Source organism: Providencia sp. PROV156, assembly GCF_028480905.1.
Classification (GTDB): domain Bacteria; phylum Pseudomonadota; class Gammaproteobacteria; order Enterobacterales; family Enterobacteriaceae; genus Providencia; species Providencia hangzhouensis.
In genome coordinates, this window is sequence record NZ_JAMPPE010000002.1 from 56,429 (window position 1) to 80,367 (window position 23,939).

The 23,939-nt window shown below is 38.6% G+C and carries 17 protein-coding genes; 6 read left to right on the forward strand and 11 right to left on the reverse strand.

Going from position 1 to position 23,939, the window contains the following annotated elements; genetic code table 11:
- Positions 1-47 precede the first annotated feature (47 nt).
- Positions 48-1,712 carry an IucA/IucC family protein gene (locus PSF31_RS01510; RefSeq protein ID WP_232062927.1) on the reverse strand — a complete coding sequence of 555 codons (1,665 nt, stop codon included), beginning with the start codon at positions 1,710-1,712 and terminating at the stop codon, positions 48-50.
- A 790-nt stretch (positions 1,713-2,502) separates the two neighbouring features.
- Between PSF31_RS01510 and PSF31_RS01515 the strand changes: the two genes are divergently transcribed.
- The gene (locus PSF31_RS01515; RefSeq protein ID WP_164560857.1) at positions 2,503-3,669 is read left to right on the forward strand and encodes a hypothetical protein; all 1,167 of its coding nucleotides are present in this window, start codon (positions 2,503-2,505) and stop codon (positions 3,667-3,669) included.
- Positions 3,670-3,936: 267 nt separating this feature from the next.
- Here PSF31_RS01515 and PSF31_RS01520 read toward each other — a convergent pair whose 3' ends face one another.
- Together PSF31_RS01520 and PSF31_RS01525 are read right to left on the reverse strand one after the other, a co-directional pair.
- Positions 3,937-4,488 (reverse strand): hypothetical protein, encoded by a 552-nt coding sequence (locus tag PSF31_RS01520; protein ID WP_096863662.1) that lies wholly within the window; start codon positions 4,486-4,488, stop codon positions 3,937-3,939.
- 80 nt (positions 4,489-4,568) lie between these two features.
- The gene (locus PSF31_RS01525) at positions 4,569-5,108 is read right to left on the reverse strand and encodes a TetR/AcrR family transcriptional regulator (RefSeq protein ID WP_096863661.1); all 540 of its coding nucleotides are present in this window, start codon (positions 5,106-5,108) and stop codon (positions 4,569-4,571) included.
- Between the two features lie 95 nt (positions 5,109-5,203).
- On the opposite strand from PSF31_RS01525, the gene PSF31_RS01530 reads away from it, so the two are divergent.
- Positions 5,204-6,700 carry an MFS transporter gene (locus PSF31_RS01530; RefSeq protein WP_096863660.1) on the forward strand — a complete coding sequence of 499 codons (1,497 nt, stop codon included), beginning with the start codon at positions 5,204-5,206 and terminating at the stop codon, positions 6,698-6,700.
- 48 nt (positions 6,701-6,748) lie between these two features.
- On the opposite strand, the gene PSF31_RS01535 is transcribed toward PSF31_RS01530, so the two are convergent.
- Positions 6,749-8,158 (reverse strand): MFS transporter, encoded by a 1,410-nt coding sequence (locus PSF31_RS01535; protein ID WP_096863659.1) that lies wholly within the window; start codon positions 8,156-8,158, stop codon positions 6,749-6,751.
- A 74-nt stretch (positions 8,159-8,232) separates the two neighbouring features.
- Here PSF31_RS01535 and PSF31_RS01540 point away from each other — a divergent pair, with 74 nt between their 5' ends.
- Positions 8,233-8,895, forward strand: coding sequence for a helix-turn-helix transcriptional regulator (locus PSF31_RS01540; RefSeq protein WP_096863658.1), 663 nt, complete (start codon positions 8,233-8,235; stop codon positions 8,893-8,895).
- Positions 8,896-8,932: 37 nt separating this feature from the next.
- On the opposite strand, the gene PSF31_RS01545 is transcribed toward PSF31_RS01540, so the two are convergent.
- The 6 genes from PSF31_RS01545 to nagK form a co-directional block, all read right to left on the reverse strand.
- The gene (locus tag PSF31_RS01545) at positions 8,933-11,446 is read right to left on the reverse strand and encodes a penicillin G acylase (RefSeq protein WP_272683174.1); all 2,514 of its coding nucleotides are present in this window, start codon (positions 11,444-11,446) and stop codon (positions 8,933-8,935) included.
- Positions 11,447-11,612: 166 nt separating this feature from the next.
- Positions 11,613-12,188, reverse strand: a complete 576-nt coding sequence (locus tag PSF31_RS01550) for a rhomboid family intramembrane serine protease (protein ID WP_096863656.1) — start codon at positions 12,186-12,188, stop codon at positions 11,613-11,615.
- Positions 12,188-17,125: a DNA repair ATPase gene (locus PSF31_RS01555; RefSeq protein WP_096863655.1), complete on the reverse strand. Its 4,938-nt coding sequence runs from the start codon at positions 17,123-17,125 to the stop codon at positions 12,188-12,190. The genes PSF31_RS01550 and PSF31_RS01555 overlap by 1 nt, the downstream gene beginning before the upstream one ends.
- A gap of 80 nt (positions 17,126-17,205) precedes the next feature.
- Positions 17,206-19,407, reverse strand: a complete 2,202-nt coding sequence (locus tag PSF31_RS01560) for a flotillin family protein (protein WP_004906264.1) — start codon at positions 19,405-19,407, stop codon at positions 17,206-17,208.
- Between the two features lie 75 nt (positions 19,408-19,482).
- Complete coding sequence (locus tag PSF31_RS01565) at positions 19,483-20,121, reverse strand: OB-fold-containig protein (protein ID WP_094961988.1); 639 nt, start codon at positions 20,119-20,121, stop codon at positions 19,483-19,485.
- Positions 20,122-20,510: 389 nt separating this feature from the next.
- Positions 20,511-21,422, reverse strand: coding sequence for an N-acetylglucosamine kinase (gene nagK, locus PSF31_RS01570; protein ID WP_096863654.1), 912 nt, complete (start codon positions 21,420-21,422; stop codon positions 20,511-20,513).
- Positions 21,423-21,673: 251 nt separating this feature from the next.
- On the opposite strand from nagK, the gene PSF31_RS01575 reads away from it, so the two are divergent.
- The 3 genes from PSF31_RS01575 (at position 21,674) to asd (ending at position 23,519) form a co-directional block, all read left to right on the forward strand.
- Complete coding sequence (locus PSF31_RS01575) at positions 21,674-21,934, forward strand: type B 50S ribosomal protein L31 (RefSeq protein ID WP_004906261.1); 261 nt, start codon at positions 21,674-21,676, stop codon at positions 21,932-21,934.
- Positions 21,935-21,936: 2 nt separating this feature from the next.
- On the forward strand, positions 21,937-22,077 hold the full coding sequence (gene ykgO / locus PSF31_RS01580; RefSeq protein ID WP_004906260.1) for a type B 50S ribosomal protein L36: 141 nt from the start codon (positions 21,937-21,939) through the stop codon (positions 22,075-22,077).
- 335 nt (positions 22,078-22,412) lie between these two features.
- The gene (gene asd, locus PSF31_RS01585) at positions 22,413-23,519 is read left to right on the forward strand and encodes an aspartate-semialdehyde dehydrogenase (protein WP_004906258.1); all 1,107 of its coding nucleotides are present in this window, start codon (positions 22,413-22,415) and stop codon (positions 23,517-23,519) included.
- A 70-nt stretch (positions 23,520-23,589) separates the two neighbouring features.
- Here the strand turns inward: asd and PSF31_RS01590 are convergent, their stop codons facing one another.
- Positions 23,590-23,937 (reverse strand): DUF1622 domain-containing protein, encoded by a 348-nt coding sequence (locus tag PSF31_RS01590; protein WP_094961986.1) that lies wholly within the window; start codon positions 23,935-23,937, stop codon positions 23,590-23,592.
- Positions 23,938-23,939: the final 2 nt, after the last annotated feature.

Here is a 23,939-nt window from a genome sequence, read left to right on the forward strand (position 1 = left end):
AGGGAATAGTATTACACTCGCCTTCTTAGTTAATGGATTTCTATTTGTTATTTTTGAAATAATAGAAAAGGATTTGTTAACCCATGTTGTATTCGATAATTAGTATATTGTTGAATATGCATACTAAGTAGCGAACGAGTTTGCCAAGGCTCATTCATAAACATTTGGTATTCATGTCGCCATAAATTATCATCAACTCGTGGTTGGAGCTGTTTAAAAACATCATGAACAACTGTTTTTAGTTCTAACCAAAGCTGGTGATCAGTCAATCGATAAAATCGAGTTAGGTGTACGGCAAGTTCGTGTAAATGGCAGACTAAACAGGCACTGATTAGAAATGTTCTAACGGGTTCTATATCTTCTTCAAAAATAGTAGGTAAGATGCCAGGCCAACGATAAGCTTGCAGCTGATAACCCCGCTGATTCAATAAAGGTAAAAATATTCGACCATCACCATAATCACGTATTAAAAATTTCTCAGGAATACCTTGAACAGTGAAGAGCACTTGAGTGTTTTGTTGATGGGCTTCCAGAGCAACTCCATAAAGTAAAAACATCGAAATACAAGGTGTTAGAATTACAGTCGCATATTGGTTAAACCATTGTTGAGGTGTTAAACCTGATTTTTCAATCAATTCAGTAAATATTGGTCGTGGTTGATATGGTAAATCAGTAAATAGAGTTGCCACAGTTATTGGCAGTAAGTGATCGTTTTTTTCATAAGCGTTGGTGCAACGAAATACGACAGAAATAAAGCGTCCTGCTGAATCATCTTGTTCTACTGCATGGCGGTAATGGATACCTACATCTTCACGCAGAGACTCCATTTTTCCATTAAAATAATGTTCGTGGTTTAAAATGTCATCTATTAGCTGACTTATTCTAGGTCCCATATGGATAGACTTAGCTTGTAAGCTACGCATTTCACTGGTCATCCAAACGGCGATAGGTAACTTTATAAATGCGGTGTTAATTGCATCTGTTGGTAACATTGTCCTGAATGACATTGTGGGTTTTGTTTCTAATTGAGGGCCATCAATGAGTAAAATTTCTTCGTCAATCAGTGATGTTGCTTGTTGTTTTACCCAATGATTTAAATGCCAGTCATGAACGGGAAGAGGCAGCCATTGGTATGGATTTTTCCCTTGTTGTTTAAGCCATTTGACCCATTGCCGGCCAACGATAGGGAATCGTTGAAGGAACCAATCATGAATGTTTTCCACATGAGGTAGTGACTCAACATAGGCCATATCTTGGCGTAGCGCCATAACTGTCAAATTTACCGTTGCATTAAACTCAGGAGATAAAGCTGCAACATCTTCTAAGCTCATGTTTGGCCTACTTTTCCATGTAGGATAATAGGGATGGCCTTCCAATGAGCCCCATTGATCAAGAAATAAAGCCGCATCACGTATACCATATTGTCCGGTAACCCAATCAGTCAGATAGTTGGTATTGTATTTTGCCATTTGAGTGTTAATCAGTACTGACCATTCGGTACGATAATTGCGAGCGTTAATATCATTATTAATACTGTTTTCAATATCTGATTTTAATTTATTAATATTGTTATTATTAAAGGTTATATTTAATTCACCCTCTAATTTTTCTAGAAGATAATATATTGTTTGAATAATTTCTTTTTTATTGTTGTTGTTAATTAAATAAATACCACCATAATTAAAGAATGTATCTACCGGATATATTTCCATGTTCTTAAAAAGAATCTTATAAGGGGTTTTCTTAAATTTATAAATATACCCACAATGGTCTATATCCCAATAAACTTGCTTTTTATCAATAAGATTCTCAGCAAATAAACAATGAATTAAACGTCTAAGTGCATTATTATTAGAGTGTTTTTCATTAATGTTAAAAGCTACTTTCTTTATAGGGTTACTTATCATGATCAGCCTCTTAAGCTACGAAAATGAATCAATTAACGGCATCTGTAATCTATATTCACTAAAGGGAGGATATAGATAAGAATATTTGAAAGATGATTTTAATAACGTTAGCATCACATAAAAGAATAGTAAATGATAATTATTCTTTTTTTTATTCTCAATTGTAAATGAGAGAAATAAATATGTTATTCAAATAATTAATAAGAAAGGTGAAATCTAGAAGATGTAACATGTCACGGAATGCTTCTTGCCATTTGTTATCATCAATATCTATTGACTTAAAGTAGCGGAGCATCCTTGTATACTGTAGTAGCCTTGGGCTTATTTATAGGTTTTTTTGCTTTTTTCAACTTGGTCAACAACCTGAAATTTAAAGGCAAGGGAATAATCGTGTTGACTGTGTTTTAGTGAGCAGTTTCTAACATTCTCCAATTGTGGATTGGGAAAGTGTTAACCTTATTTAGAATTGGTCAATTGATTAATAAAATGTTCATTATTTAATCATAATAAGCCTTTTTATTTTTTTTGTCATAATATAATTTCTATTTTTTGTTTTTTTTAATATAACATAATAAAAAAATAAGGAAATAAACATATGGAAAATATATTTATCGATGTTATTGATAAGGAATATGAATTTTTATGTCAATTATATTGGCAGGTTGAGGGAAATGGTCGATTTTCATATTCAATGATTAAGATAGAAGAAAAAACACAATTAAAATCTAAGGAAATAAAAACTATTGTTGCTAAAAGCTGTAAAGCCTATAGTTTAAAACTAAAATGTGTTTCATGTGGTGAAATAGAATGTCTACGAGATAGAAGCCACTTTTCACATTTAAACGGTCTTGAACATGTTTGTATTGATTGTATTCGTATAGAGAATGAAAAAGAAAGGCAGGAAAAAATTGAATACATTAATGACTTATTATTTTGTAAAAAAGAAAATGCATTAAGTATTAATGATCTTTCTTTTGAAAATAGTGTTTTTTTACTTTCACTTATACGGTATTGTGCGGATGAAAACTTAATGTATTTAGATAGCCTTAACAATCTGAAACATGAGAAATTAACACCGAGTTATAATTTTGATTTATTAATTATAGAACAGCTTTATGCTTCTGGTGTGATAGCAATAAGTACAGTTACTAATTTAAAATATTTAAGTGTTAGTGGTGATTATGTTTATTTTAATGATGAGTTTATGTGCTGGGAAGTTATTGTTAAAGAAACAGATAACTTATCATCGATTATTGATTTACTGGAGAGGAAATTATCTGATTTATATTACTTACAAGAAAATAAAAAATCACTAATTGAACTATGTAAAAAAAATAATCTATTTGAGTGTTTTTTTTATTTAAGCCATGAAATGAATGAATATAATTTCACATCTTTTCAAATTGGTGAAAAAACCACGAAAAACATCACCTGTTTATTAGAAAACTTATCTGTAGGGCAAGTTTTCTATATTATATCTAAAACAGTTACCGATGCTTTTATATATCACCAAAAAAAATCGACTAAAATCAACAAAGGGCAAGCTGCGAACTCTGTTGTTGATGCAATGAAGCGAATGCATGAAAGGTATATAGCTAATGGATGGTCAGTCTATTCAAAATATCGGCCTCGTCATTGCTCTCAATCAGTACTTTGTCAGGTTTTATTTGTATTTATCTTGCAAACAGATGATGGTGGTATTCATAAATCGTTAAAGCAAATTATAACTGACGATGATAAGGGGATTTTCTTGAATCATTAACACATAATTTTATGTCTTAATGATTCAATCACCTAATCTTGCTGCATAGGAACGTAAAACACATTTTTCATACTAGATAATTTTAAAATAATATCAGCACCAAGAATGATAAAATTAAGTATTATTATTTGTTTATAAATTCACCTTAATTATTATATTTAGTGTTTGTTATTTAAATTCAATATATAAATATATTGGGAAAATAAATTCGTAATATACTGATGATAAGAATAACCCGACAATCTGTTTTTGCCGGGTTATTCTTTATTAAAATGAAAATTTACTTTTTTCATTGTATCTTTCTATTAATATGTCTTTCCCATTTTTTAACGTGATTTTGTGAGTAAATCGATCATCATTTGTTGTTAGTTCTTTGTTTTTATTGGCTATTTTGATTGTGTGATTATTTATTTTATATATGGAACCATCAGGTTCATTTTTTAATAAACTAAACATATTGATAAAAATTGCATTGTCATTATTTATTCTGTTTTTATTATGATTGTGTATTAGCTCTATTTTTTTTGAGTCTGGTGAACTGTAAATAAAGTAAAGATTTTTTTTCGTTAAATCATTTCCAAATGCGTAATTATCGTATTCTGATAATTCTTTTTTTATGTAACTTTGTGGTTTATTCGTTTGTGTTTTTTTAAAACTGTCTGTTTTTCTATCTAACTCTTCAAATTTCTTCTTTAATGAAGCTACACAGTCAGTGTTAATGGGCTTTTCTTTTATATTATAGACAAATGGTTTCTTATTATTAATAAAATTATTGTTTTTATTTGTCTCTATAAGTAATTTTAATTCATTTACTTTCATTTTAAATTATCTCCATTTTATTTCTTATTTTTAGTTTATTGGAGTGGGGTTATTATCGATATCAAAAAAAGAGACTAAGTCTACCCTTTTAATAAATTTTCTAAATCACTAAATATAGATTGCCATTCATTATCATCAATTTCCATAAATCCCATATAGCGCAGCATAAAAGCGCCTTCAGTGGCTAGAAAAACAATTCTGGCCTGTTTACCTTTTTCTGTTGAGGTGTCTAACTTAGCAAGCCGTTCACGGTACCAAATACGCGTACTTTCCAGATATTCAGGGGTTTGTAATAAGGATGCCATTAAGGAAGCGCCTTTTGCCATCGAGACTTTGTCGTGCTGGTGGGTCGCTTGCATATGCGCAAAAATTTTCCCTTCAGGGGAGTTATCTTGTTCAATTGTTTGATTGAAAATTTCATCATAGGACTGGCCCCAACGCTCAAACATTGCATCGATTAAGGCATCTTTATTGCCAAAACAATATTGAACCCCACCTTTAGATATCCCCATCGCTTTGGCGACTGCGTCGATAGTGAGCGCTGTAGCGCCTTGCTGTAGAACAATGTCTTCAGCAGTATCAAGTAATTTTTCTCTATCGATTGTTCGTTGACGTCCCATTTAGAAAAACCTCTTTTCAATACGTACGTATGGATTTATATTGTAGCACGATCAGCACAGAAATCATGATCAAATAAACTCATTGAGAGAATTTTATGTTAACCGATTATAAGCGCTGGATAGTGCTTCTATTAGTTTCAAGTGTACTGTTTCTTATCGTTATTGATGTCACTGTACTGTATACCGCATTACCTAAATTAACCCATGATTTAGGCGCTACGTCATCTGAAAAACTGTGGATAATGAATGCGTACCCACTGGTTGTCGCTGGGTTATTACCTGCAGCGGGGATGCTAAGTGATAAAGTCGGTCACAAACAAATGTTTTTGTTGGGGCTGCCGTTATTTGGTTTAGCCTCGTTGTGTGCTGCATTTTCACCAACAGCAACAAGTTTGATTTTGTCTCGTGGCTTTTTGGCTGTAGGTGCCGCAGTAAGTATGCCTGCCACCCTTGCGATTGTAAGGCATGTTTTTTTAGACCCGAAAGAAAGGGCGTTAGCAATTGGAATATGGTCGGCAGTTGCTTCAGGTGGGGCGGCAATAGGCCCTTTGATCGGCGGTATCTTACTTAACCACTTTTGGTGGGGCTCTGTTTTTTTAATTAATGTACCCGTCGTTTTATTGGTTATTCCGTTCGCTTGTTATTTAATCCCCAAATGTGGTGGTAACAGCGATAAAAAAATCGATATTTTAGGTTCCATTCTAGTGCTAATTGGTTTAATTGGCGTTATTTATGCGTTGAAAGAGCTCGGTAAACCTTATACCGACTGGCCGGCGGTATTGGTTTCAGGTGTTATTGGGGTTTTCTTTTTGGTGGTATTTAGAAACCGACAAGTGAAATCAACATCACCAATGATTGATTTTACGCTATTAAAGCACCCTAAATTCAATGCAGGGTTGATGATGGCGATTTTATCCATTGTGGTTATTGTTGGTGTCGAATTATTACTAAGTCAACGTTTACAACTGGTATTGGGCTATACCCCATTTCAAGCTGCGTTGTACATCATCCCAATACCCTTAGCGTCAGTATTTGCAGCACCTTTAGCCGGTATGTTCTTACATAAGTTGGGTGAGATTAAACTTACCATTTTAGGGTTTAGTTGTACGCTAATTGGTGTTGTGGGATTGGCTGTCGTTTATCAAACATCAACGGGTATCTTACTGCTTTCATTTCTTTTTCTTATTGGTTTTGGTCTTGGTGCGATATTCACGACAGCATCAACGACAGTGATGTTAAACGCCCCTGATGAAAAAGCGGGTATGGCAGCATCAATTGAAGAAATTGCTTATGAAATTGGCAGTGTCTTAGGTGTCACCTTTATGGGGGGGCTAATGAGTGCTATCTATACGTTAAAACTCTCATTACCTGAAGACATGACTGTCAGCGATAAAGTTTATGATAGTATTGATGAGGCCTTATTAGTTTCTGAATCACTACCAGAAAATACTGCATCAGCATTGATAAATCAGGCAAATATTGCCTTTGACCATGCTTTCTTAGGGGTGATGGTAGCAACTATTTTTGTTCTGCTGATCAGTATTATTGTTCTGCCTTATTTGTTACGTTCCAAAAAGGCATTAGTAAATTAATTAGGTTGATTTTCCCGCAAAAAGGGAGCTTTTACTCCCTTTTGCTCTTTATTTTATTTTGCGGATTAATACCGTTGCTAGTAATGGGCTAATTGCAAATAGGGCGAATAACCAGATTGAAGCTTGCTGTGCCCCCGCGATCCCCCCAGGATTAATTAGTCCGCTATTATTGACGACGACTCCTACTAAGGCCGCAGATAGCGCAGTTGCATACAATTGAATGGTAATAATAGAAGATGACGCAAGGTTTTCCTCTCCCTCTGGCGCATTCTTAAAAACACGTAATACCAGATGTGGCCAACACACACCAATTCCTAGACCAACCCCTGCCATGGCGATGAGATAAATAACGAATAATGGCCATGATTCGATAACTTGTTGATTATGAGTTAGAACAGCAAGCGCAATTAAAGAAATAAATATGATGACCGGGCCTGTTCGAATAATTCGGATAACAATAGCACCTGTTTTATTGGCACTAAAGAGTGCCCCAAGAGTCCAACCCGCAGCCATTATTGCGGTTAAATAACCTGCTGTGAGCGGAGAAAACAGATGGATGGTTTGTAAGAAATAAGGGACATAAATTTCTGTTGTCATGCCTCCAACTAACAAACACATGGTTAAAAATATGACGCCAAGTGGACTTTTGAGTGAATAGGCTCCCGTCGGTAATAAACGTTTTTCATTTTTGCCATCGAGTAAGGCAATCGTCAGCAGTATGGCTAGGCCAATTAATAAACCAATAAGGTTCATGAATAAGCTGTCAGACAAACTTCCAATTGAAATAGCAAGAACGGATATCACTAACAAAGAAATCGCTAAGAATGGGATTTTGTTAGTTTTTGGTGCCTGGGATTGTTTTTTGGGGAGTTGATTGATGACAATGAGCGCTAGAAAAATAGCGACAGGTAGTAAAGCCCAAAATGCCCAACGCCAATGGCCACTTTCAGCAAAAATACCTCCAATTGCAGGGCCATAGAGTGTTGCTATTCCCCACATACCCGAAACGACACCCATGGCTCGGGACCATAAGTTTTCAGTAAAAACAATGCGAATTAATGCGTAGCTCAGAGCAAATAAAATACCGCCACCCAGTCCTTGTAATGCCCTGCCTCCCAGCAACACTAGCATTGATGGGGAAGCTGCACACCAAATAGACCCTAAAGAAAAGAGAATGAGTGCGAATAAATAAGAAAACTTAGGCCCAAAGCTGTCTAATACTTTACTGGAAAGGGCTGAACCGACAATTGATGTTGCCACAAATAAAGTGGTATTCCATGCATAATATTCAAGACCGCCAATGTCATTAACAACACTAGGCAATATGGTTGTTACGATATAAATATTGATAGCGTGTAGCGCAACACCACCAGTTAAGGCGATAGTGAGTAATGCATTGGTGCCACTAAGTAAATCAGCCCACTTGGCTTGAGATACGGTTGATGTTTCATTGCTCATAGAGAGACCCGCTAGACGGAATAGTAGAAAAAGATGTATTATACAAGTAATCGCTTGGATAATAGAGTCGCATAATGATTAATGCAAGTAATTACTTTGATAATTTAAATCTAACGCAGGCTGTGGATAAGGTTCTATTTTGTATCAAAACTAAAGGACCAATTTCTACCGCAGTGATCGCAAATGACTTAAATATGACTGGGGAAGCTGCAAGGCAACACATTCAAAAACTCACTTCGTTGGGGCTAGTTGAAGGTGCGCAGTGCTTATCACAAACAGGGGCAGGGCGCCCTCGGCAAAATTGGGTGTTAACGGAATTAGGGCATCAACGTTTTCCTGATACTCATGCGCAACTTGCTCTTCAATTAATTAATTCTGTTCAAACTATTTTTGGTGATGAAGGGCTAGAAAAGCTGATTAGCCAAAGGGAAATGGAAAGCCGAGAAAAATATTTTGCCCGTTGTAAAAATTTACCATTAGCTGAGCGGCTTGAAGAGCTGGCTGAAGTGCGTAGCGAAGAAGGGTATATGGCGAAGGTTGAACAAGATGATGACAGTTGGTTGTTTATCGAAAACCATTGTCCAATTTGTGCAGCAGCCACCGCTTGCCAAAACTTTTGTCGTTCGGAATTGGCGTTGTTCAGTGAGATTGTGGGTGATGATGGTAGCATTGAGCGCGAACAGTACTTATTAAATGGTGCTGGACGTTGTGTGTATCGTGTGAAGGTTAAAAGCTAAATACCGAGACACCTTGGTATTTAGCTTAATAATAGTATTATCTCTCAATTATTAGTGTTTCAGTTGACTCAACATGTGGTGCCAGCTCTTCGCTATCAAGCCATAGCGGCTTTTTACCAAACTGTTGGTATAATGAGAGTTGGTCTTGGTAGTGAGGTGACGGTTTTCCTTGCGGGGAAATAAAGCCACTTTGCCCTGGAGCAACAATATCCCATGCATTCACTCCTTTTTCGGTAAATACGATTAGGTCGTTCTCAGTTCCCCGGTTGTGATATTCATTTTGATGAAAATTTTCTTGAGGTAAGGCTTGTGGTATACCAAAAAAATTATTTTCACGGAAGGTTAATGCCGTGGCTGGTGTTTGCCAATTGGCTGGGGTATCACCATATTTTGCTATCATTTTTTGGTAAGTAGTATTCAATGCCTTTTTAATAACATCATTCCGCGGTTGTCCTGAAAATAAATCGATAGACTGAGGTATTGGAGATTTATCTTCTAAAAGTGATTCATACAGTAATTTTGCACCTGTACTGATATTTAATGACCCAGTAGGGCCTTCTTGTGTCGTTTCATAACCACTCGCTAGATACCATTTATCAAATGGTGCAGGGACGGTTTGGCCTAGGGTGGCTTTAAGCATTTCTTTTAGCCAGATATCGAGAATAGCAGACCCTGGGTGAATATAGTGTTTTCCATCACTTGATAACTGGTTTATACCATCCCATTGCTGGAGAATGGACACTAATTTGACCGCATTGTCAGTTGACGGCAAACCTTGTGTTGCTTGAGTTAAAAAAGGTGTAAACAAGCGATGATTGAGGTCGACACGGCTAGTTTGCTGCAAAATCGTCCACATATCATCAGCCGTTAACTTATCATAAGCCTCAATGCGGCTATCGATTTCTGTCACCCTGTCTGCACTTCCCCATAAGAAGGCAAACAAGTCGCTAGCGGGATAATTTTTAGCTGGGGAGTTATTCCAGTTGGCGATGTAGCCGGATTTGGGATTATAGACTTTCGGGTTATTTGTAAAGGGTTGCGTCCCTTTCCAGTCCCATTCTCCCGTACCTGATACGGGTAAACGAGGATCATGGTTTATTTGGCGCTCGGGGTAGTGCCCGGTATGGACATAGCCAATGTTTCCGCCTTTATCCGCATAATACCAATTGATTGTCAGTGCTTGGTTTTGTGCTTGGTCTAGCCATTGCTGCCAGTTTTGCGCTTGCCCTTGCTTCACCCAAGCCATTAAGGATGTAAGCTCTTTGCCGTCCCATGCGCGAGCTTTGCTGTATGCGGTGTGAGTTGTATTATCTCGCTTGACCACATTACCATGCACAGTGCGGTATACTTCAAAAAGTATGGGTTTTTCACCTTTTATATTCAATGTCTCTTGGCGCGATAGCATTTGTTTCCACTGTCCTTGGTGGAGGTAGCTATTTGGGTCTTCAGGTGAAATCTGTTCTGCAAAAATATCAACGCCGTCACCAAAACCAGCCGTAGAGCCCCAAGAAATTTGCCCGTTATGACCGAATAAAATAGCGGGATAAGCAAACGGTGTATTTCCAACAAGATTAAACCCTGCTCCATGTAAACCTATACCGTATGTATATGCTGGGTTAAACCAACAAAATTGTGGACCATTAAGTAAAATGGCTTTTGCGTCAGAAGCTTTTGCTTTTCCAACAAGCCAAACATTGCTGGTGGTTGGGTACCCAGCTAGCCCATTAGCACCACCTTGCTCATATTGCTGAGCGATTAGCACATTATTTTCCTGAGAAGAAAGCGCAATTAATTTTCCCGTTGCATCTTTTGCCGTGCGTTCAAACATTGGAGCAGTAAGTCGGTAATCACTAATTTGATTCAACTGCGTTATATTTTTTGTTTTTTGTGAGTCTGAATAGGTAAATTCTTCTGATGATATTGTTGTGGGTGCATTGGGATTATTAAGCCAATTAATTTGGTTAAAGAACTCTACTCCCATTTGTTCACCATACTTATCTTTAAGCGCAGTGAGTAATGCCAGATTATCAATTTCACTATTCATATCAGAAAAGCGGTTTGCCATTGTACCGACCATAATCATCGCAACATCAAAACTTGTCCATTGGGATGGTAAAAAATCATAATCAATAAACTGTTTAGGCATTAAGTCATCAGGTTTAGCATTGATTTGTTTAATCCATGCATTCATGCCATCTGCATAACCTCTTAAAATATCTTGTTCTTTAGAGGGTAGCTGCGTGATTTGTTTGTGGATGGAATCAGGCCAATAGTTATTTCTGATTTCTTTATCAAAAGAAATGTAATCTTTACCTAATACTTCGGAAACCGTACCTTGAGTACTGCGTTTAGCCATTTCCATTTGGAATAATCGGTCTTGTGCCACTGCATAGCCGTATCCATAGAAAAGGCTATAAGTATCACTGGCATAGATGTGAGGAACGCCGTAGTTATCTCGTTCAATTTTAATTTGAGTTGACTGAGAAAATGATGAGAGCGATAGCGAGCTTAAACTAAAAGCAATAGCGATTGAAATGAGATGTTTTTTCATTTATTGAGTCCCATGTTGTTATTATTTTTTGAGACTATCATTATTATATTGTTAATAAATGGTTAATTTATGGTTAATTGTTAATATATGAATCATGATCACAAAAAAGGATACATAAATTTAGATAAATTACAAAAAATGAGTCACAACTGTGTTGGGATACTATTTAAGGTGAGAGATTATGGGTTTTTTGATGGAAACGATGACTTAGCCATGCATAGATGACCCCAGCAATAGCCCCTGCTATATGGGATTCAGTTGAGATGTACAAGTGAGTCGGTAATAAGCCGCTAGCCATTGTGCCAAAATAGAATAGCACTAATAACGCGATAGCTATATCAACCCAGCTTCGGCGGAAAAAACCTTGGGCGATGAGTAAGCCCCATAAACCAAAAACCCAACCACTGGCACCGATATGAATAGCATTACGACCTAATAACCAAACAGCAAAACCCCCAACAACAATGATAAACAGTGATGCAAGCAAATATGCCTTAATAGTACGGTGCAGTAATAGGGCACTTAGTATGATAAATGGCGGTAAATTACTGAATAAGTGCCCCCAATTACCATGGATAAATGGGGCAAAGAATATACCGATGAGCCCGGTCATAGTGCGAGGTATAATCCCGAATGAAGTTAACCCCCCAGCCATTAAGCTATTAATAAGCTGTACCGCAATAAAAATTGCGACAATGCAGACTAATAGCTTAATGCGAGGATGCCCTTGTAAATATTTCATTAGTGGTTACCCAGCGCTTGTACACTTTCAACAAGCGACGCTAACTGACCAACAACCCGATCACCAATATCTGTATTATCACCACCTAAAGATTTATTACGCATAAAGTCTTTCTTAATTTGTTGCCAACGTGCTGCATCTTTTTCGGTAAGTGTTCCTCGTAACTCAGCGAGTTTGAGTAAGTTTTCTTCTGCGCCGGTTGTGAGCAGCTGTGCCTCACCCAAGTAGTGGTCATCTAGTAATCTTTCAAGTTCATCATTATTCATAACGGAAGAGACTTTTTCGCTGAGCTTATTCATATTACGGTAACTACCTTGCAAGCGAAATGCGGGTTCTGTCCGGTACTTATCGGATTGTGCTGCACTGGCGATATAGTGTTGATTCACTTTCAATACAACATCTCGTAACTTGATTAATTTACTGATTACCGATGTGATTTCATTAATTTCTGCATCAGAGTACGGGTAACTTAAAGTGTTGGTAGAGACAGATTTACCCATCGCTTTATCAACAAATAAGTACAGGTCGTTCAGGTCTCGTAATGCAAGAGGGGCTAATACTGGGTTTGATGTCAGGCTGTTTTCTATATAGCTCAGGGAAAATGCTTCATCCATACCACCTAATACCTCACCAAGGTTATAAATATCAGCGCGGTTTGCAAGCATATCAGGGATTCGGAAAACTTCCCCTGACTCGGTATAGGGGTTACCTGCCATAACGACACAGAATTTTTTACCCCGCATATCATAAGTTTTGGTTTTGCCTTTCCAAACGCCTTCAATACGCCTTGTTCCATCACATAAGGAAATAAATTTTTGCAAAAACTCAGGGTGAGTGTGCTGAATATCATCAACGTATAACATCACATTATTACCCATTTCTAAAGCTAAATTGAGTTTTTCTAGCTCTTGTCTTGCCGTTGCATTAGGCGCTTGTTCAGGGTCTAGAGAAAGCACATCATGGCCAAGAGCAGGGCCGTTGACCTTCATAAAAATTAGCCCTAAACGGTCTGCGGCATATTCCATTAAGGTAGTTTTACCGTACCCTGGTGGTGAGATCATTAAGAGTAGCCCCATGAGGTCAGTGCGTTTACCTTCCCCTAAAGCCCCAATTTGTTTTGCCATGTTATCGCCTATGATAGGCAAATAGACATCGTTTATCAGTTTATTACGTACAAAAGAACTTAATGGCTTTGCTTTATATTCATGCAGTTTTAAACGGCTACGCTCTTCAGTAACAATCTGTTGGCGCAGTGCTTGATACTGACGAAATTCGGGGATAAAACGTTTCCGTTGCCCTCGCATACGGCTGAAGTAGTCATCTAAACTCAGTGATAGAGTTTGGTTTTCAATGGTCGCATGTTCGCCAAGTAACCCGTTAACTTTAAAGTAAAGGTCAGCTTCACTAAAGCGAGCGGAAGCCGCTTTATCTAAGATAATAATGGCAATAGCACCGGGTATGTATGGAACAAGGTGAGAAAATTCAGGGGTTGAGCACAGCCCTTGTAACCAGTTTTGAACTAATGACCAGCGCTGGGCATAGCGAGCCCCTAAATTTTGTTGTGAGCGATTAAAATCTCCCCACATATGGGCTTCTTCTAAGCGGCTCTGGAGTGCTAAAACTAATTCTCTTGCATATTTGCTATAGACGAGTTCTATCGGGGTTCTTGCAAGTGCAAAGCTAAGATATTCGGCGGCTTGAGTCTGCTCATAAGCTTGGCATTGAATGGGGTTATCTTGTAAAAACAAGCTAATTCCCGCTTCGATTTCGGCTTGTAGGTCAAGTAATGCATTGTCATTATGGAATAATTGGTGAATATTCATGGCTGTTCTTGCACGTTCAGGCCATAGTGCAGGAAAATCGTCATTTTGAACTTGTTGCCAATAAATAGCTGCGATAGCACGGGCTGTTGGGCTATACCGTAATAGATCAGCACTTTCACCGATTGGCAGTAGTTTTTTCAGTAAAGCAACAGCATCGTGGTCATGAATACCTTTTTCATAACCTTCTTTATAACGTGGGCTCGCAAAATCACGGACAATTTTTTCAAGTTTTTCCGTTGATGTTAATGCGTTTTTTAGGATATCAAAATTTAGCCCTTCTTGGCGTTTTGTTGCTGCATAGATAATTGAATAAGCAAGATATTCCGCGCGGTAAACCGTATCAGATTCAGACTCTAATGAGGCGCTCCAATAAGGTTTTAGCTGTGATAGTTGTTCATTTTCTATTGGTTCTTGGAAATCTGTCCCGGTGAGATAAACCCATAGTTGTTCATTTTTCGGTAAAATGGTGAGGTCCAGCTCTTGGGTATTTACACTGAACCGGTGACGCCCGAGCTTAATGACATTTCCACCATTTTCAAAAATATCTGTTTTATCACGTAAAACTCGAATGGCTTGGTCCCGAGAAGATTTCAGACGTGCGTCAATATCATCAGCTTTAACGTTATCGTTAATTTCCCTTAATTTTTCAATAATTTCACGGGTTTTAAGCGCCAGAGGGTCTGAGGCAAAGAAAGCATTGAGTTCATCTTGAGACTGTAAACGAGTTGTTCGTCGTTGCAGGCTGTCTAGTAGACGGTCTGCAGCAGTGACTAAATTTTGTGCGCGGCGCTGGCGGTCATCAATAAGAACTTGTTTATGAGATTCAAAGGTTTCGAGTAATTCTTCACGCTTTTCCAATATATCATCAAGAAATTCATCATGGCTGCTAAATTGGCTTTCGAGCTCCTCTAACTGAACGAGTAATCTTGATAGCTGATCATCACAACGTTCAGGGTCAGTGGCAAGAGACAGTGCATTGGTAATGCCTTGGCTAAACAGCCGGAATTGTGCACCAAATTGAGCGACGGTTTCCACACTGCTTTGTGATTTTCGTTTTTGTTGTAAGCGAGCTCGGGATTGGTTTAACTGAGCATAGATTTGAGAAATAGCATCAATAATGTGGGTTTGTTGTGTAACATCGTTGAAGCTTAGTGATGCCATTAGGTTTGAAAGCATATCTAAGTCAGCAGACATTTTTTCCATATCTTTCATGGGAATGTCTAGCTGGGCACTGTTTTGGGCTTTTTCTATTTGTTCTTCGAAAACAGTTAATTGTGTTTTAAAGGGCTGTAACGCTTTATCACTAGCAAGAAAAACAGCGGTTTCTTGTGATACATATTGTTGATTTTTCTCTATTTCGCTTTCCATTTCGCTAAGTCTTTCTAAATCCATATAGCGAAATTCACGCAGTGAAATCAAGTGACCGCGTTGAGCACTCAGGGCATTTAAGCCATCAACAAATTGTTGAATATCAGCCCAACTTTCAGGCAATGTTAATGAAAGCAGTGATTTTTGGCGGCTGATGGCTTCATTCATTGATTTGGCAGATTGCTGCCGTATGCTTTCGACCTTTTCATATTCATCAAGGACGAGCTCACTTGTTTGACTGATTTCTTTAAGCAATTTACCAATACCAAGGCATTGCTCATCACCAAACCAGTAATAAATATCCAGTAAATTTTTTGCTTGTTGGCTAAGTTGTTCGTAGCGAGCGATAGAAATTTGGCTGCCTTCTATTTCTTTGGATACATGCAATATTTCAGAAATACCACGAACTAAGTCTGCATTACCTATACGGCCTAAAAAACCGCTACGAGTAGGCTGTTTGTCGGCAAACTCTTCTGAGTAAAATGGGGTCTGCCAAACTTGCATTGGGTGAACGCGAGTCGCTTCTTCCCCTTCGCCTTCAAATAACACCATTTTTCCATCTTCCAGCATGGCATAACCATGCCCAATGAGTGGAATTGAAAGTGTTCGTTCAATTAAATTGTAATTGAATAGGGCAATACGACCTTGATTTGGAGAATAGAAAACATATAGAACATCCTCTCCATTTGGGGAACGACGTAAACGGCGAAAACGCATTCCATCCATAGGCTGTTCAAACGTTTTATAATCACCATTTTGTAAGTAGTAACCGCCAGGGAAAATAATACCGTGGTCTTCTGGTAACTGGACGCACGCTTGCCCAATAGCATCAATACGTTGTACGGATTGGGATAACGTGTTGTAAACTAAATAACGCCAAGTTTCTTCCCGATAAGGTAAAACTTTTAAGATAATTAAACTGCCAGTTTGTGCGTATTCAATTTGGGCGTCGTCTAGTGATTGGTTTTTATCAAGAACCGCTTCTCGGTAAATCCCCAAACCATCTTCAGTGTTATTTTCACACTTGATGGTTAAATCACCGCCGATAGTTTCAATGAATACTGTGTCAAGAATATTGATGTGAGGGTATCGGCCGTTAACGGTGTCTTCTCGCGTGGTTTTTTGCCATTCAAAGTCATAGGCTGGTGGGAGGGCGATATCGCGTTCACCCCGGTTATCAATATACTCAATTTTGCGTTTGTCGCTGGAGATTGACCAGCGAAAAACTCGCACGTCCGTGATGCGATCGCCAATTTGAAAACTAGCAAGAAGTTTGCCGTCCCGTTCAACAAGTTGCAGTAACTGTGTGTTCTTATAATAGGTATAGAGTTCAGTAAAATCTTGAACAAAGCGATTATCACTCAAGAAGGTATCTTCATAAGGGACTGCTTCAACATCAAACTCATTGTCGTTTTCAATTAACCGATATAGTGAAAATACATCTTCGAGGTGCGTTTCTTTTTTTAGGCCGAGGAATACGTTATAGCCAAATAAAAGCCACTCGCCAACGCGGACAATGTCCCTTGCTTGGCAATTATTTTCAGTACGAATGCGAATGCGGCCAATGATATCCATTTGGCTCTGGCCGAATTCATCCAACCGCATTTCATTGAGTTGAGCGGCTTTTTGATGAAGTTGTTGCCCTTGGTCGGTCAGGCGTTTGCGTAATATTTCATAAGCACCACCTTCTGCAACAGCACTATCGAGTATTTCTTGTTCGCGATCCGTATCCTGAATATCTGACATTGCGCAGCGAATTCCCTTAACTAAGACAATAAAAATGAAAAACAATAGGGGTAGGTTCACTACCCCAATGTGCTAAAGGTTTACAGTTGGTCATCCGTTGGTGGAATCGGTTTTGATATGACCGTTTTTGCTGGCTGATTAACCCCTTTAGCTGCCATAAAACCGTTTATAAGATCTTGAACTTCCGGGTTTTTCAATAATGCGGCAATATCAACTTTTTTGTCTTCTTTGCTACGATTAATGAGTTTTTCAACATTTTCTTTTGCGAAACTGCTTTTATCCATAAAACCATCAACGGCTTTTCCGAGGCTTAGTGCTTTAGAGAAGGTGTTGAAGAAGCTGCCATCACCGCCCACAATTTCAATATTGGTTTTGCTAAGCGCTGCAGCCAATACATCAGCTTGCTCCCGGGCAATTTCTTTATTGGCGTCGATAGATGCCATGGCTTGTTCAAATTCTTTCTCAAGGCGCATACGAAACTCTTCATGAGAGCGAGCGGTATCGCTGAGATGATCCATAGATTTAAATTTGTCAGTTAAACCATCGGCTTCAGCTTTCAAGCGTTGGCGGATAACTTCTGCTTGTGCTGAACCTAATTGGCCTTCTCCTCGAGCTTGTGCTGCCAGTTTTTCTTCCAGTACTTTCGCATCAGCCAAGCCTAGTTTTTCTTTGGCATTGGCTTGTTGTTCTTCACCACGAGCTTGAGCAGCTAATTTCTCTTCAAGGATTTTCGCTTCAGCAAATCCTTGTTGTTGTTCTGCTTTGGCTTTGGCTTCCATTACCTGAGCTTCTGTTAAGCCTTTTTCTTTCAGCCCACGTGCTTCCGCTAACAATTTCTCAGCTGTAATGTTGGCAAGAACAAGACCTTCTTTTTCTTCTGCCTCTGCGGTTGCTTGGCGAACTCGAGCTTCTGCTAAACCTAATGCCGCATGTTCAGCTTCAACCCCTTCAGCTAAGCGTTTTTTGGCTTCAGCTTGTTTTGCTGATGCTTCTAATTCTGCTTGTGCCATGGTGCTTATTTCTTCTGCACGGTGCTTAGCACTGGCTTCATCGGCTTCGGCTTTTTTCACTTGGCGAACTAACGATTCTTCCGCTTCTGCTTGTGCATTAATCACTGTGACTTGGCGCATACGTTCAGCTTCAGAGACTTCACGAACTTCTTTGATTCGTTCCTCTTCCTGTGCCACGGTTTTTTCAACTGCTACACGTTCACGTATAACATTGGAGATATTTTTGCGTTCTTCTTCGAGTGCTTTTTCTTTTTCTATGCGCTGTAATTCAACTTCTCTTTCACGGGCAACAATTTCAAGCTCACGTGCTCGGCTCACTCGCTCTTCTTCGATAGCTACAGCACGAGTACGGTTTTGTTGAGCGACTTCAACTTCACGCATACGGTTTTCTTCACGGATTTCAATTTCTTGCTGGGTTTGAATACGCGCTTGCTCTGCTTTAAGGCGTTCTTCTTCTTGAACACGTAAAGTTTCAGCTTGTTCACGGGCACGAATATTATCAATTTCACGTTTTTGGCGAGCTTCGGCATCGGCTTGTTGGCGCTCTAAAGCTAAACTTGCTTCGCGGGTTTCAACGTTTTTCTTTTGAATTGCGAGCTCTTGGTCACGCTCTTTTTGGTTGGTCTCAATATTGTGAATTGCGGTGATTTCAGTAATTTTACGAATACCTTCGGAGTCAAAGATATTATTTGGGTCTAAGGCTGATTTAGGTGTTTGTTCTAGATAATCAATAGCCACATCTTCAAGGGCGTAGCCGTTAAGGTCCTTTCCTATCACATCAACAATGCGATCACGGAAGTCTTGTCTGTTTTCAAATAAAGTGGCTAAATCCAGTTGCTTACCTACTGTTTTTAAAGCTTCAGAGAATTTTGCACTGAATAACGTGCTGACCGCTTGATGGTCTGATGCACGGTCAACACCGATAGCTTTTGCAACTTTCAGCACGTCTTCCGTCGTTTCATTCACTCGCAAATAGAAAGCAACGGTGATATCAGCACGTAAGTTATCATGACAAATCAAGCCATCTTTACCGCGGCGATCAACTTCAAGTGTTAGCAAAGAAATACGCATGAATTCTTTTTTGTAGATGACAGGGTAAACTAATGCCCCTGTAAAATGCACTTTAGGCTGTGATGACATGTCATTGACAATCAAAGCAGTACCTTGTGGGACTTTGATATAGAAGGCTTTGAATAACCCAAAGAACCCTAAAATAACTAGGATGATCCCCCCGATAATTGTTAAAAAGGGCATTAGTGCAGCCAAGTCCATATTGATTCTCCATTGGTTCTGACGATGACGTCATTTCGATTATGCAAGCAAGATGTTTATTTTTAAAAAGAGAAGTTATCCGTGGCGAAATTCATTTTCACTGACAACTTGATAACTGTGCGATGCTGCGTCATAGCTAATGATGACTACACGATCACCGCGTTTTAACTGTTCTGAGGATGGGGCGCGTATTTGTAGAATTAACCCAGCTCCACCATCTTCTAATAGTGCCTCGCCATTTTGTTCAGTTACCGCTCCTGACCGCACGGTGGCGTATTTACCAATAAGCTGTTGTACTGTTTTTGGTTTATTGAGGCTTATTAGTTTTTTGCGCACAGGTTTTAAGCACAAAGCGGTTAAATGAAGAGAGATAAATAGGGTGATCGCAAAAACGGCGAAGCTGACGAGATAGCGTAATAAGTCAGTATCAATGAAGCGAATAAAGATATGTACGCTGAAATAACTGATTATCCAGCCAAAAAGAGTAAATAACGTGACAATAATAGTGACAGGGATCCCTGCTAAGCCAAGCTTAGTTAACCAGCCAGCAAAACCGGTTGCATCAATACCGGCATCAAATTCGGTATCAATATTAAATACGTCGATATCCAATAAACCAAAAGCGGCACATAACCAATAAAATAAAACAATGATTAGCAAACCACTAAAGATAATTGTTGGGAACATCAAACTGTTATGGAAAAACAAACTCATAGGGTTTTCTCTTTATTATTAATACATTATTGAGTTTACGTGAAAAGTAACGTTTGTTTAATTTATCACCATAAAATAATTTAACTTAATAATATATTTTTTAATTAATAGCAGTATCAGACTAGTCTATAAGCACTTTTATTTTTTGGGAGTTTCTTATAACACTGGTTGTTTATCCAGTTTTATTTGGTGAAGTTATTCCTAAAGTCTTATCGATAATAACAGGGCATTGATAGGAGAGAATTTTACCATTAATCGTTAAGTTGATGATAATCATTCTCAAACAAAGAATGGGGGTTTAAAGTACAAAATGGGGAGAATAGAGTTGATTAAGGTGATAAATTTGCGCTTCACTGTTTAAAGCATCTATGAAGCGCAAAAAAGTAAGATTAGTCTATCAAGTTCAGGAATGCCGCACCTCGTGCACCTCCAGAGTCACCATAACGTGCTTTTTCAATTGCAGGTAGTGTTGCGATGCCATAAAGGTATTGTGGAAGCACTTCTGGTAGTTGTTTATAGATCTCTTCAAACTGTGACAAACCTCCGCCAATAACCACTAAATCGGGGTCAAAAACAGTGACAATTTGCCCCATAAACATCGCAAGTAATGACATATAGCGGTTAACATGTTCTTTTGCTTGAATATCACCTTGTTTATATTGTTCGATAATTTCGATAGCGGAACGTTTTTCATTGGTGAATGAGGAATAAATACGCTCAAAGCCTGGGCCTGATAGGTAGGTTTCAAAACAAGCAGTTTGGCCACAGCCGCAAGTTATTTCAGGAACTTTTTCCCCTAATAGCTTGGCTCCACGAACGCTGAGGTTCATGTGGCCTATTTCTCCAGCGATTCCATTTTTACCAGATAAAACTTTGCCATTTATAATAAACCCACCGCCCACACCTGTCCCTAAAATTAAACCAAGGACGGTAGGGTAGCGTTTGAAGTCAGGGTCCCAAGCTTCTGATAATGCAAAGCAATTTGCATCATTTTCTACTTTTACTGGGCGTTGTAATATATTTGCAAGGTCATGAATTAAAGGTTTGTATTGTGCAGTAGGGACATTGGTTGTAAATACGGTTCCTTCAGCATGGTTTACGATACCGGGAACGCCAACACCTACTTTTCCTTGGCAGTTAAATTTTTCATCTGCTTCTTGTGTGAGCTCGAGAAATGTATTTAAGAGCGTTTGGTAGTCATCTTTGGGTGTAGGAACACGCTTTTGCCAGACCTGATTTAATTCGTTGTCAAAGACGGCAAGTTCAATTTTTGTCCCGCCCATGTCAAAGCCGTAATACATTTTCATCTTCCCCTAATGGTTTATTTATTAAAAAGATAACGTATCTATTTGATAAATAATAAATGATGGAATCTACTGATCTAATTATACAAAAGTTCATCAGAGGATAAATTACTGTTTTGGTTTTTATTTTGTATATGGCACCTTTTCTTAACTTTTAGCCTTTTTGAACCTTTTTGAATAAAAAATAATTGCACCACTATTTTAAATGCGTTATTGTTATATTATAACATTACATCTAGGTGGTTATTATGAAACAGGGGATCCATCCACAATACCGCACCGTGGTTTTCCATGACACAAGTGCAGACGCCTATTTTAAAGTAGGTTCAACAATAAAAACTGAAAAAACAATCGAGTATGAGGGTGAAATATTTCCATATGTCACGCTTGATGTCTCTTCTCAGTCACATCCGTTTTATACCGGTAAACAGAAAATGATTTCTCAGGAAGGTAAAACGGCACAGTTCCAGAAACGCTTTGGTCGTTTTTTACAGTCAGAGGGTAAATAAAGATGAAAGTACTGAGTTCATTAAAAACGGCAAAAACCCGTCATCCAGATTGCCAAATTGTTCGCCGTCGTGGGCGGGTGTATGTCATTTGTAAAACAAACCCGCGCTTTAAAGCAGTTCAAGGCTGCAAGAAAAAACGTTAGTTATTGAATTTAAATATAATTATAAAATTTCCTGTATCGTTTTATATTTTATCCGCTTAGCCATTGCAGATTATTGCTCTCTGCCGTGGCTTTTTTTATTTGTTTTTTTGTCCACTGATTCCCTCGATTATTAGCATGATTACTAATCTTCTTATTATTAGTGATGAAATTCACTTGCACATAGATGCATATTTTGTCAGGTTTAATATATCCGAAAAATTTCTAGCTTCAATTTTTGTGAATACTGAATGAATGATAACAATGACGGTATTTACTTTGTGGAGTCGAAACTAGAAATTTCTTGGTAAAAATTTAAACGAACAGGGTGAGTAAAAATGAAAAATGTAGGGTTTGTTGGCTGGCGAGGAATGGTCGGCTCAGTATTGATGCAGAGAATGGTAGAAGAACGTGATTTTGATGCGATTCATCCTGTTTTCTTTACCACATCACAACATGGTGCCGAAGCACCTGTTTACGGTGGTCACCGTGGTGTTTTACAGGATGCCTTTGATATTGATGCATTAAAAGCGCTGGATATTATTATTAGCTGCCAAGGTGGTGATTACACTAATGAAGTTTATCCTAAACTTCGTGAGTCTGGTTGGAATGGTTACTGGATTGATGCGGCGTCTTCATTACGTATGAAAGATGACGCGATCATTATTCTTGACCCAGTGAATAACCAACATATCCAAGATGGGTTAAATAAAGGCATTAAGACCTTTGTTGGTGGTAACTGTACGGTAAGCCTGATGTTGATGTCTTTAGGTGGGTTGTTCACTAATAATTTAGTGGAATGGGCATCTGTTGCAACTTATCAAGCAGCATCAGGGGCAGGGGCTCGTAATATGCGTGAGCTTCTGGCACAAATGGGGTCTTTACATACTCAGGTCGCTAAAGAACTCCAAGACCCAGCTTCTGCTATTTTAGATATTGAGAAAAAAGTCACAGATTTCACTCGTAGTGGCACAATGCCAACGGATGCGTTCGGTGTACCATTAGCGGGCAGCCTGATCCCATGGATTGATAAAGCATTAGAAAACGGTCAAAGTCGTGAAGAATGGAAAGGTCAAGCGGAAACGAACAAAATTCTTGCAACAGGCAATAACATTATTCCAGTTGATGGTTTATGTGTACGTATTGGTGCGCTGCGCTGTCATAGCCAAGCTTTCACATTGAAGTTGAAAAAAGATGTTCCGTTGAATGAAGTTGAGCAATTGCTTGCCTCACATAATGATTGGGTGAAAGTGGTTCCTAATGACCGCGAAATCACTATGCGTGAGTTAACTCCAGCGGCAGTTACTGGTACGCTTAGCACTCCTGTTGGTCGCTTGCGTAAACTGAATATGGGCCCTGAATACTTATCTGCCTTTACGGTTGGTGACCAATTATTGTGGGGAGCCGCCGAGCCTCTTCGCCGCATGCTAAGAATTTTATTATAAGCGCGGCATAGCGATAAGTCGTATTCGATAAACCTGCATAATTCAATATGCAGGTTTTTTTGTACCTAAATTACTGACGAGCAGGTTCATTCTGCGGTGGCTGGTGTTCTAACTCTTTTGCCAAGAAGTAGTTCAAGAATGTTCGGATCACGGCAATAATACCTAATTTGATGAGGCTATCTAAATCAGGGTCGACGGTCGTTGCTAAAATATCCGCAGCGAGTTGGAACTCCAATGCAGTCGCTAACCAATCACCAAAACAATAGCGAGCGGTACGTGCTTTTTGGGTTTTCATCCACACGATTAGGGTCTTGATTAACCCAATCACCACGCAGATGACTGAAATTGCTTCTAAAAGTAACTGGAGTACGTGAACACTAGACACCAGTAATTCACGTAAAAAAACTAAATCGAACATTA